This is a genomic window from Pseudomonas sp. S2_C03 (assembly GCF_054668405.1).
In genome coordinates this window covers 827,406-839,224 of record NZ_CP162766.1, presented here as the reverse complement: position 1 = coordinate 839,224, position 11,819 = coordinate 827,406, and the positions used below count along the sequence as shown (strand labels likewise).

The window sequence follows — 11,819 nt, the reverse complement described above, 5'->3', positions numbered from 1 at the left end:
CCCACATGCACCCGCCTGCCGTCCCATGACCCCATCCGCAGCAAGGTGATTTCCATGACGGAACAAGTATCGACAAGCACGTGCGATTCACCGCTACTTCAGGCATTCGTCGACAACCGACTGATACTGGTCAAGATCGCCGCACGCATTACCGGCTGCCGGTCGCGTGCCGAAGATGTGGTTCAAGACGCATTCTTCCGCCTCCAATCAGCGCCGCCGATCACCTCCTCGATCAAGGCTCAACTCAGCTACCTGTTCCAGATCGTGCGCAACCTGGCCATCGATCATTACCGCAAACAGGCATTGGAGCTGAAGTATTCCGGGCCGGAAGAGGAGGGACTGAACGTGGTGATTCAAGGCGCTTCGCCGGAAACTTCGCACATCAATTTCTCGACCCTGGAAAACATCGCCGACGCACTGACGGAGCTGCCGACCCGCACCCGCTATGCCTTCGAGATGTACCGCCTGCACGGGGTGCCGCAAAAGGACATCGCCAAGGAACTCGGTGTGTCGCCGACCCTGGTGAACTTCATGATTCGCGATGCGCTGGTGCATTGCCGCAAGGTGTCGGGGAGTCGGGCGGCTGTTCGGCGCTAGACCTCATCGACCTCATCGCGGGCAAGCCCGCTCCCACAGGCTCTGTGAACACCGAAGCCCCCGGTGGGAGCGGGCTTGCCCGCGAAGACTGACTCAAGATCAGCGCATGGTTTCAAGCCAAACTACACCGCGTAAAAAACCGCTCCCGCCCCAACACCATCAACGCCGCACGCTTGTGCGGGAAGTCGAACTCTTTCTCGCAATAAAAACGCTGGTCCTGCATGTAGCCGATCATCTTCGCGTTGTCGGCCCGTGGCTCGGCGACCAGTCGTTGTGTGCGCGGGTCGTCGAGAAACAGATAATGCGTCAACGCCGATAGCCAGCTTGCCACCTTGTGCGGGCCGCGATGGTGCTCCTCGCCAACCAGCATGTGAATGCCACGGTCATAATCGCCCGCCTCGTAAAATGGCGCGATGCGATCCTCTTTCGCCCAGTAGGCTTCGAAATACCCAAACGGCTCATCGTCGAAACAGCCAATGAGCGTCACGGTGTGAGGGTCGGCAGCGAGCTTGCCCAGGTACTCACGATGATGCTCGAGACTGCCCTCTTCCTGCCAGAAACTGGCCACCCGCGCGCTGTTCTGCCAACGGTTGAACCGCGCAAGATCCTGCTCGATGTCCACGGTTCGCAGGGAAATCCACACCCCCAGCCGTGAGTCGAAACGGCGGTAGACTTCGCCGCGCGGTTTCACCGGCCGCAATGGATGACGCTTGCCGCTGCTGATCACCCTGTGCTGTGGATAGCTGCCGGTGAGCGAGCTACCCAGCCAGGGCTGCGGCAATTGCCAGAACAAGGTGCGCTCGCAACGGTACTGGTTGGCGGCATCGCTCGGCACCAGCAATCCGCTGAGCAAGGCCTGGGCCGGCACTTCATCGAGGTGCCAGGTCAGATGCTGGCAGCCAGGATCGCGGGCAAATAGCCAATAACTCGCCGCCCATATGGCCTGAGTGTCACAGCGCGACTCGACGCGCAATTGCAGGTCGGGCTCACGGTTGAGGTGCAAGGCGACCAACGGCTGCGTGTCCAGGTTCAGGCTCAGGCGATTTTCGCCTGCTTGCGCGACAAGGCGCTGGCCCGTTGGGAGCGCCAGGGCGGTCAGGTCATTCAGATCGGGCATAAGTCGGGCTCACGTTAATCGTCGACAGTTCAACGAGGTGACGTGAGCCAGCGGGGAAAATTTAGCAGATGGGCGCGATCAATTGCCGGGAACCGGCACCACCGCGATCTTGTACGGATCGAAAATCCTCAGCATCTGGCCGTTGTCGCGCAAACCTTGCAGCAACCTGGCAAATGCCTCGCCGCTGATCGGCGCCGCCGGACGCAGAATGGCGTAGTGATGATAGATCTGGTCGATACGCTCGGACACCAGCAACTGATCGCCGACCTTTTCGTTGCGCAACAGGTAATCGCTCAGGTACGAGCGCGTCACCAGCGCGATGTCCGCGCGTCCGCGCAGCACCATCAGCAGGTTACTGTCGTGGGAGTAGGTCAGCGTGGCGTTGAAGTGTTGCGCAAGGAATTTCGGGTCGGCATTGAAGTTGGAAAACTCGTAGTGGTAACCGCTGAACAGTGCCAGGCGCTTGCCCGCCAGTTCGGCGAAATAGTCCTGCTGACGATCGGGAAGGCGTTGCGCGACGAAGATTTCGGCGTCTTCGAGGCCCATGTCGACGCTGGTGTGCGGGATGTCTTGCCAGCCCCAATCCGGGTTCTCGAAAATCGCCATGTCCACCCGGCCCTGCTTGAAGTCACCGAAGCGGCGCGGGATGGACGTGGGCACCAACACAAATTGGTAGTCCTTTTGCGAGGCGTTGAGCGCCTCGACCAACTGCGGCAACAGACCGGTGTCGGCGCCGGACTCCGGCCGTACGGTGTACGGGGGGAAATGCGCGGCACCGACCCGCACCAGTTGTGCAGCCGGGGACGGCAACATCCAAAGTGCGCAAAGCGCTGCGAGCAGAAGCCGTGAGGCCGTCCTGGTTGGCGAAGACATCAAACGACCCACTCCCAAAAAACATCAATCCATTCAAGCCAAGGCGGTTTCAATCACTTAGCCAGTTCCAGCCGTCCTGTGCAAACTATTGTTGCTCTGCCAACACCAGAATCAAGGCTTCTTCAGCCAATTGGTCCAGGCTCAGGCTGCCACCGGGGCGAAACCAGGTCGTGGTCCAGGACAACGCACCCGTCATGAAACGCCGCGTGATGAACACATCACCACGGATGAAGCCGGCGTCCTTGGCCTCCCCCAGCACTTGAAGCCACAGTTCCTCATAGACGTCGCGCAACGCCAGCACCTTGGCTTGCCCGTCTTCCGACAGCGAGCGCCATTCGTAGACCAGCACCGCCATGGCCTCGCCGCTGCCGCCCATGATCGACTGCAGCTCGCAGCGAATCAGCGCCAGCACCCGATCACGCACACTGCCGGCATCGGCAATGGCGGCGCGCATCAAGGCGGTGTTGTAGCGAACGGTTTCTTCCATCACTGCCCGCAGGATCTCGTCCTTGCTTTTGAAGTGATGAAAAATGCTCCCCGACTGGATGCCCACGGCACCGGCCAGATCGCGCACTGTGGTGCGTTCGAATCCCTTGTTGCGAAACAGATGGGCCGCCACTTGCAGCAGTTTGCCGCGGGCACTTTCCGGGTCCGTCAACTGGTTGCTCTCAACCAGTTCGCGCATGACCTTCAGGGCTTTTTGCTCATCCACCCGTTCTCTCCTACAGTCGAGTCCATCAATAAAACAGCGGGGTTCGTCGGCAATTTAAGCTGGCACAGGCAACCAAGCAAGCGCTTGGGAATAAGATATCAAAGGCCATTTACAAACCAAGCGCTTGCTTGGTAGTCTCCATACACGTTCGATGGAGGTGACTATGGAAAGGTCTGTGCCTGAAACTGTTCGCATCGGTTGCGCCAGCGCGTTCTGGGGCGACACCTCGACTGCCGCCGCGCAATTGGTGGAGGGCGGGAGCCTGGACTACCTGGTTTTCGATTATCTGGCGGAAATCACCCTGTCGATCATGGCCGGCGCGCGGCTTAAAGATCCCCAGGCCGGCTACGCCGGCGACTTCATCGAAGTGCTCAGCCCCCTGCTGGGAAAACTCGCCGAACAGAAAATTCGCGTTATCAGCAATGCCGGCGGAGTCAACCCACAGGCGTGCGCTGCAGCACTGCAAGCCGCGTGCGACAAGGCTGGCGTCGCGCTGAAAATCGCCGTGCTGTTGGGCGATGACCTGCAACCGCAATTGAAGCAGTTGAGCCATCTTGGGCTCGAGGAAATGTTCAGCGGCGCCCCCCTGCCCGCGTCATGCGTTTCTACCAACGCCTACCTCGGTGCGCCGGGCATAGTCGAAGCCCTGCACCTTGGCGCGGACATCGTGATCACCGGTCGCGTGGTCGACAGCGCCGTGGTCAGCGCCGCGCTGGTACATGAATTCGGCTGGTCCTGGCACGACTACGACAAGCTCGCCCAGGCCGCCCTCGCCGGCCATATCATCGAATGCGGCGCGCAGTGCACCGGTGGCAATTTTACCGACTGGCGCGACGTACCCGATTACGAACACATCGGTTTCCCCATCGTTGAAGTCAGCGCCGACGGCCAATTTGTCGTCAGTAAGCCCGAAGGCTCCGGCGGCCTGGTCACTCCGCTGACCGTCGGCGAACAGATGCTCTACGAAATCGGCAACCCGCAGGCTTACCTGCTACCCGACGTGGTCTGCGATTTCACCGAGGTGAAGCTGGTGCAGCAAGGCCGCAACGCGGTCCGGGTGCACGGCGCCAAGGGGCTGGCGCCTTCCGATCAGTACAAGGTCAGCGCCACCTACCCGGACGGTTTTCGCTGCACCGCCAGTTGCCTGATCGCCGGGATCGATGCGGTCGACAAGGCGCGACGGGTCAGCGAAGCGATCATTAACAAAACTTGCGACATCTTCCGCCAGCGCGGTTGGGCGCCTTACAGCGAGGTCAATATCGAACTGCTGGGCAGCGAGGCGACTTACGGGCCCCATGGCCAACGCCAGGACAGCCGCGAAGTGGTGATCAAAATCGCCGTACGCCACCCGGATAAAAAGGCGCTGGTCACCTTCTCCCGGGAAATCGCCCAGGCCGCCACCGGCATGGCGCCGGGACTGACAGGCATCGTCGGTGGTCGGCCGACGGTGTATCCGGTGATCCGACTGTTCTCGTTCCTGATCGACAAAAGCGCCTGCACCCTGCAGATCGACATCGACGGTCAACGTCACCCCTGCGCCCTGCCCGCCCTCGACACCCTCGCCACCACCGACCTGCCCCGGCCATTCGAAGCGCCCAAACCCTCAGGACGAGCCGATGCCAGTGTGGCGCTGGTCAAACTGGCGGTTGCGCGCTCCGGCGACAAGGGCAACCACAGCAACATCGGGGTCATCGCCCGCGAGCCGGATTACCTGCCATGGATCGCTGAAGCCCTGACCCCGGCAGTGCTCGTCGACTGGATGAGTCACGTGCTTGATCCGGTCCACGGGCGCGTCGAACGCTGGTACCTGCCCGCGACCCACAGCCTCAATTTTCTCCTGGAAAACGCCCTCGGCGGAGGTGGCGTGGCCAGCCTGCGCATCGACCCGCAGGGCAAGGCTTTCGCGCAACAACTGCTGGACATCCAGATTCCGGTACCGCAATACATCGCCGATCAGTTCAACTAGAGGACCGCCGCCGTGGCCTACGATTCAATTTTCAAAGCCGACCTGTTTGCCGGCCAAACCATCATCGTCACCGGTGGCGGCAGCGGTATCGGTCGCTGCACCGCCCATGAACTGGCGGCCCTCGGCGCTCATGTGCTGCTGGTGGGGCGCAAGGCCGATAAGCTCAAGACCGTGGCGGCCGAAATTGCCGAGGATGGCGGTCGCGCCGATTGGCAGGCGTGCGACATCCGCGACGAAGAAGCGGTCAAGCATCTGGTCAGCGAACTGATCCGGCAACACGGGCCGATTCATGGCCTGGTCAACAACGCCGGCGGCCAGTTTCCGTCGACGCTGGCGGCGATCAACCAGAAGGGTTTCGAAACGGTGATGCGCACCAACCTGGTGGGCGGATTCCTGATGGCCCGCGAAGTGTTCAACCAATCGATGAGTAAACACGGCGGCGCCATCGTCAACATGCTCGCCGACATGTGGGGCGGCATGCCCGGCATGGGGCACTCGGGCGCGGCGCGTTCAGGCATGGATAACCTGACCAAGACCGCCGCGTTCGAATGGGGTTACGCCGGAGTGCGGGTCAATGCCGTGGCGCCAGGCTGGATCGCTTCCACCGGCATGGACACCTACGAAGGTGCGTTCAAGGCGGTAATACCGACCCTGCGCGAACACGTACCGCTCAAGCGCATTGGCACTGAATCGGAGGTCAGCGCAGCGATCGTGTTCCTGCTCAGCCCCGCCGCCGCCTTCGTCAGCGGTAGCACCTTGCGCATCGACGGTGCCGCCAGCCTGGGAGGACGCGCATGGCCGATCCACAAGGCGACCAACAGCGAATCCTACAACGGCTTTCACCGCGCCTACCTCCCCGACGTGCTCAAGGACTAAGCCATGCCAGTGATCGAGTCGCAGATCGACCCGCAGAGCGAGGCGTTCGCTCACAACCGTGCGGCCATGCTGGCCGCAGTCGAACACATCCGCCGGTTGGAACAGAACCTTCTGGACAAGGCTGCCCAAGCCAAGCCGAAATTCGACAAGCGCGGGCAGTTGTTGCCCCGCGAGCGCCTCAACCTGTTGCTCGACCCTGGCGCGCCGTTTCTCGAACTGGCCAGCCTCGCCGGCTACAAGTTGCATGACGACAAGGACGGCAGTTCGGCGGGTGGCGGCCTGATCGCGGGCATTGGCTACGTGTCCGGCACCCGGGCACTGGTCATCGCCAACAACAGCGCGATCAAGGGGGGGACGATTTCCCCCAGCGGCCTGAAAAAATCCCTGCGCCTGCAACAAATTGCCGTGGAAAACAAACTGCCGGTGATTACCCTCGCTGAAAGCGGTGGCGCCAACCTCAATTATGCGACGGAAATTTTCGTCGAAGGTGCACGCAGTTTTGCCAATCAGGCACGGATGTCCGCCATGGGTTTGCCGCAGATCACTGTGGTCCACGGCTCGGCCACGGCGGGCGGCGCCTATCAGCCGGGCTTATCGGACTACGTCGTGGTGGTGCGTGGGAAGGCCAAGCTGTTTCTCGCCGGGCCGCCATTGCTCAAGGCGGCCACCGGTGAAGTCGCCACCGATGAAGAACTGGGTGGCGCCGAGATGCACGCGCAAACCGCCGGCACCGCCGAGTACCTGGCTGAGAACGATGCCGATGCCGTGCGCCAGGCTCGCGAGATTGTCCGGATGCTGTCATGGAACGATCAGTTGCCGTGGTCACCCGAACGTCGCTTTGAAACCCCGCGCTACCCCATCGACGAATTGCTCGGGCTGATTCCCGATGACCCGAAAAAGCCCTACGACGTGCGCGAAATCATCGCTCGGATCGCCGATGGCTCAAACTTCCTCGAGTTCAAGGGCGAGTTCGATCAGCAAACCGTCTGCGGTCATCTGCATATCGAGGGGCGCGCTTGCGGCTTCATTGGCAACAACGGCCCGATCACACCCAAGGGAGCCAGCAAGGCTGCGCAATTCATTCAATTGTGCGACCAGAGCCGCACGCCCCTGCTGTTCTTCCACAACACCACCGGCTTCATGGTCGGCACCGAGTCGGAACAGCAAGGCGTGATCAAGCATGGCGCCAAGATGATCCAGGCCGTGGCCAACGCGCGGGTGCCTAAACTGACCATCGTCGTCGGTGGCTCCTACGGCGCCGGCAACTACGCCATGTGTGGCCGCGGCCTGGATCCGCGCTTCATCTTTGCCTGGCCCAACAGCCGTACCTCCGTGATGGGCGGCGCCCAGGCCGGCAAAGTGCTGCGTATCGTCACCGAAGCCAAACAGCTCAAGGACGGACTGACGCCCGATCCGAAAATGCTCGACATGCTGGAGCAGGTCACCGCGCAGAAACTCGACAGCCAGTCCACCGCGCTGTACGGCAGCGCCAGCCTGTGGGACGACGGCCTGATCGACCCCCGCGACACCCGCACCCTGCTTGGTTATTTGCTGGACATCTGTCATGAGGCGGACACGCGACCGCTGCAAACAAACAGTTTTGGCGTAGCCCGGTTCTGAACCGGCCAGAGGAGAACAATAAAAATGATCTTCACCCAGGAACACGAAGCACTGCGCCGTACCGTCCGCCAATTCGTCGATCACGAGATCAACCCGCACGTGGAGGCGTGGGAAAAGGCCGGGCGTTTTCCGATCCACGAGATATTCCGCAAGGCGGGTGAGCTTGGTCTGCTCGGCATTTCCAAACCGGAAAAATTCGGCGGCATGGGGCTCGACTACAGCTATTCGATCGTGGCCGCCGAAGAGTTCGGCACCATTCATTGTGGCGGAATCCCCATGTCCATCGGCGTGCAGACCGACATGTGCACGCCGGCACTGGCACGGTTCGGCTCCGATGAGTTGCGTGAGCAGTTCCTGCGGCCAGCCATCAGCGGCGAACAGGTCGGTTGCATCGGCGTGTCGGAAGTGGGTGCCGGCTCCGACGTGGCCGGCTTGAAAACCACCGCTCGCAAGGACGGCGACGATTACGTGATCAACGGCAGCAAGATGTGGATCACCAATTCGCCCAGCGCCGACTTCATCTGCCTGTTGGCCAATACCTCCGACGACAAGCCCCACATCAACAAGTCGTTGATCATGGTGCCGATGGACACCCCCGGCATCAGCCTCAGCTCGCACCTGGACAAGCTCGGCATGCGCAGCTCGGAAACCGCCCAGGTGTTTTTCGACAACGTGCGCGTACCGCAGCGCAACCGCATCGGCCATGAAGGCGCAGGGTTCATGATGCAGATGCTGCAATTCCAGGAGGAACGCCTGTTCGGGGCGGCGAACATGATCAAGGGCCTGGAGTACTGCGTCGACAGCACCATCGAGTACTGCAAGGAGCGCAAGACGTTCGGCAGCGCACTGATCGACAACCAGGTGATTCACTTCCGCCTGGCCGAACTGCAAACCGAGATCGAATGCCTGCGCGCGCTGGTCTATCAGGCCACCGAGCAATACATCAAAGGCCAGGACGTGACGCGCCTGGCGTCCATGGCCAAGCTCAAGGCCGGGCGCCTGGGTCGCGAAGTCACCGACAGTTGCCTGCAATACTGGGGCGGCATGGGATTCATGTGGGAAAACCCGGTGTCTCGAGCCTATCGCGATGTGCGCCTGGTTTCCATCGGTGGCGGGGCTGACGAAATCATGCTGGGGATCATCTGCAAACTCATGGGCATCCTGCCGGGGAAAAAGAAATGAGCACCCTGCCGGTTTGTCAGACGCTGTCGCTTGAGCCGCATAACGGCGTGCTGCACATCACCCTCAACCGCCCGGAATGCCGCAACGCCATGAGCTTGCAAATGGTCGCCGAACTACGGTCGGTGCTGGCGGCCGTGCGCGATGACAGGGGCGTTCGCGCCCTGGTGATCGGCGGTGCCGGCGGGCATTTCTGCGCCGGTGGCGACATCAAGGACATGGCCGGTGCCCGGGGCCAGGGCGCCAGCGCCTACCGCGAGTTGAACCGCACGTTCGGCGCGCTGCTGCAGGAAGTTCAGCATGCGCCGCAGGTGGTGGTCACGGTTCTGCAAGGCGCTGTGCTCGGTGGCGGCTTTGGTCTGGCTTGCGTCAGCGATGTGGCGATGGCCGATCACCAGGCTCAATTCGGCCTGCCGGAAACCAGCCTCGGCCTGATCCCTGCGCAGATAGCGCCGTTCGTGGTCCAGCGGATCGGCTTGACCCAGGCCCGCCGCCTGGCGCTGACGGCAGCGCGCTTCGATGGCATTCAGGCACATCGCATGGGCCTGGTGCACTTTGTCGAGCAGGATGCGCAAGCGTTGGCCGAGCGCCTCGATGAAGTGTTGGCCCATGTGCTGTGCTGCGCGCCAGGGGCGAATGCGCTGACCAAACAATTGTTGTTGGCCAGTGTGGCGCAGCCCTCGGAGGAGCTGTTGGATCAGGCGGCCGAGTGGTTCAGTGAAGCAGTGAGCGGGGCGGAAGGGACCGAGGGGACCGTGGCCTTCGTGCAAAAACGTAAGCCGGGGTGGGCTTCCTGAAAGAGCATCGCGAGCAAGCTCGCTCCTACAGGGATTTCGGGTGCTCCAAATACCTGTAGGAGCGAGCTTGCTCGCGATGAGGCCCGCACATTCACCGCCAAAATCAGGGGAATAAAAACCATGCCCGGATTCAACAAAATCCTCATCGCCAACCGCGGTGAAATCGCCTGCCGCATCCAGCGCACCGCCCAATCCCTGGGTTATCGCACCGTCGCCGTGTTCAGCGACGCAGACGCCGATGCCCTGCATGTGCAAATGGCCGACGAGGCCGTCAACATCGGCCCGGCCCCGGTGCAACAATCCTATCTGAACATCGCGACCATCCTCGACGCCGCCCGCCGCAGCGGTGCCGACGCGATTCACCCCGGCTACGGCTTTCTCTCGGAAAACGCCGATTTCGCCCGCGCGTGCCAGCAGGCCGGCCTGACCTTCATCGGCCCGAGCCCCGAGGCCATCGAACTGATGGGCAGCAAACGCCTGTCGAAACTGGCCATGATCGAGGCTGGCGTCCCCTGCATCAAGGGTTACCAGGGCGCCGAGCAGGACGATGCCAGGCTCAGCCGCGAAGCCGACCACATCGGTTTTCCGCTGATGATCAAGGCCAGTGCCGGCGGCGGTGGGCGAGGCATGCGATTAGTACACGATGCCGCCGACCTGCTTGCGCAGGTGCGCACCGCGCGCTCCGAAGCCCTGAATGGTTTTGGCAGCGATGAATTGATCCTCGAACAGGCGCTGATCGATCCGCGCCACGTTGAGGTGCAAGTGTTCGGCGATCAGCACGGCAACCTGATTTACCTGGGTGAGCGTGACTGTTCGATTCAACGCCGCCACCAGAAGGTCATCGAGGAAGCGCCCTGCCCGGTCATGACCGCCGAACTGCGCCAGGCCATGGGCGAAGCGGCCCTCAAGGCGGGACGGGCGGTGAACTATGTAGGCGCCGGCACCGTGGAGTTCCTGCTGGACGCACGCGGGCAGTTCTACTTCCTGGAGATGAATACCCGGTTGCAGGTAGAGCATCCGGTCACCGAACTGATCACTGGCCTGGACCTGGTTGCCTGGCAATTGCACGTCGCCCAGGGACTGCCACTGCCGCTGCGCCAGGAGCAGGTGCAACTCAGCGGCCACGCCATGGAGGTGCGCCTTTACGCCGAAGACCCGACCCAGGGTTTCCTGCCGCAGACCGGCCGCGTCGTCGGCTGGGAGCCAGCACTGCAAGTTGGCGTACGCATCGATCATGGCCTGATTGAAGGGCAGCAGGTCAGCCCGTTCTACGATCCGATGCTGGGCAAGATCATCGCCCATGGAGCCACCCGTGAAGAGGCGCGGCGCAAGTTACTACGGGCCGTGCAGGACTGCGTGCTGCTGGGCCTGCCGAGCAACCAGCGCTTGCTCGCCAGCCTTCTGGACCACCCGCAATTCGTCAGCGGCACGTTCAGTACCGGATTCATACCAACCCATTTCGCCGACCACCCGTGCCTGCATGCCTATGCCCCCGGTGCCGAAGAACTGGCGACGGCGGCAGCATTGTTCTATCAGTCCTCGGCACAAGCCCACACCGCCGCGCAGTCTGGCTGGCGCAATAACGCCAGTGTGCCACTGCACTACCGCATCTGTGTCGAAGATCAGGACTGGCCGGTTCAACTCAACGCAGAGCCAGGCGAGCCCTACCGGGTTCAAGTTGCCGACCGGACTCTCGAAGTCAGCGTGATCCAGTGCGATGGACACCGGGCCACCCTGGATATCGACGGCATCCGCCAGCGACGCGCCTACCGGCTTGAAGGTGGCGAACTCTGGCTGTTTTCTCGCGCCGGCAGCCTGCGCCTGGTGGATCGAACCCAGGCGCCGGTCAGCAGTCAGGTCAGCGCCAGCTCCGGGACGCTCAAGGCACCCATGGACGGGGCGATCGTCGACGTGCTGGTCACGGAAGGCAGTCCGGTCAGCAAGGGCCAACTGCTGGTGGTGCTGGAGGCCATGAAAATGGAGCATCCGCTGAAAGCAGGCATCGATGGGGTGCTCAAGCGCTTGCAGGTCCGGGTCGGCGATCAGGTCAAAAATCGTCAGATTTTGTTGGAGGTCGAATAA

General features: G+C 62.0%; 10 protein-coding genes. 7 read left to right on the top strand and 3 right to left on the bottom strand.

Annotated elements, in window-relative coordinates; translation table 11 throughout:
- Nucleotides 1-54: 54 nt before the first annotated feature.
- On the top strand, nt 55-597 hold the full coding sequence (locus tag AB4N64_RS03945; RefSeq protein WP_460122158.1) for an RNA polymerase factor sigma-70: 543 nt from the start codon (nt 55-57) through the stop codon (nt 595-597).
- Nucleotides 598-709: 112 nt separating this feature from the next.
- Here the strand turns inward: AB4N64_RS03945 and AB4N64_RS03940 are convergent, their stop codons facing one another.
- The 3 genes from AB4N64_RS03940 to AB4N64_RS03930 all read right to left on the bottom strand — a co-directional run bounded on the left by AB4N64_RS03940 (nt 710) and on the right by AB4N64_RS03930 (nt 3,299).
- Entirely contained in the window at nt 710-1,714 is a 1,005-nt protein-coding gene (locus tag AB4N64_RS03940) for a GNAT family N-acetyltransferase (RefSeq protein ID WP_460122156.1), read from the bottom strand.
- Nucleotides 1,715-1,792: 78 nt separating this feature from the next.
- A complete protein-coding gene (locus AB4N64_RS03935) occupies nt 1,793-2,587 on the bottom strand; it encodes a substrate-binding periplasmic protein (RefSeq protein WP_460122154.1) in 795 nt (264 codons plus the stop codon).
- An 85-nt stretch (nt 2,588-2,672) separates the two neighbouring features.
- The gene (locus AB4N64_RS03930) at nt 2,673-3,299 is read right to left on the bottom strand and encodes a TetR/AcrR family transcriptional regulator (protein ID WP_460122152.1); all 627 of its coding nucleotides are present in this window, start codon (nt 3,297-3,299) and stop codon (nt 2,673-2,675) included.
- Between the two features lie 175 nt (nt 3,300-3,474).
- On the opposite strand from AB4N64_RS03930, the gene AB4N64_RS03925 reads away from it, so the two are divergent.
- The 6 genes from AB4N64_RS03925 to AB4N64_RS03900 all read left to right on the top strand — a co-directional run bounded on the left by AB4N64_RS03925 (nt 3,475) and on the right by AB4N64_RS03900 (nt 11,819).
- Nucleotides 3,475-5,265: an acyclic terpene utilization AtuA family protein gene (locus tag AB4N64_RS03925; RefSeq protein ID WP_460122150.1), complete on the top strand. Its 1,791-nt coding sequence runs from the start codon at nt 3,475-3,477 to the stop codon at nt 5,263-5,265.
- 12 nt (nt 5,266-5,277) lie between these two features.
- Nucleotides 5,278-6,141 carry an SDR family oxidoreductase gene (locus AB4N64_RS03920; RefSeq protein WP_460122148.1) on the top strand — a complete coding sequence of 288 codons (864 nt, stop codon included), beginning with the start codon at nt 5,278-5,280 and terminating at the stop codon, nt 6,139-6,141.
- A gap of 3 nt (nt 6,142-6,144) precedes the next feature.
- Nucleotides 6,145-7,761 carry a geranyl-CoA carboxylase subunit beta gene (gene atuC / locus AB4N64_RS03915; RefSeq protein WP_460122146.1) on the top strand — a complete coding sequence of 539 codons (1,617 nt, stop codon included), beginning with the start codon at nt 6,145-6,147 and terminating at the stop codon, nt 7,759-7,761.
- A gap of 24 nt (nt 7,762-7,785) precedes the next feature.
- A complete protein-coding gene (atuD, locus tag AB4N64_RS03910) occupies nt 7,786-8,943 on the top strand; it encodes a citronellyl-CoA dehydrogenase (RefSeq protein ID WP_460122144.1) in 1,158 nt (385 codons plus the stop codon).
- A complete protein-coding gene (locus AB4N64_RS03905; protein ID WP_460122142.1) occupies nt 8,940-9,737 on the top strand; it encodes an enoyl-CoA hydratase/isomerase family protein in 798 nt (265 codons plus the stop codon). Before atuD ends, AB4N64_RS03905 begins: the two co-directional genes overlap by 4 nt.
- A gap of 120 nt (nt 9,738-9,857) precedes the next feature.
- Entirely contained in the window at nt 9,858-11,819 is a 1,962-nt protein-coding gene (locus AB4N64_RS03900) for an acetyl/propionyl/methylcrotonyl-CoA carboxylase subunit alpha (RefSeq protein ID WP_460122140.1), read from the top strand.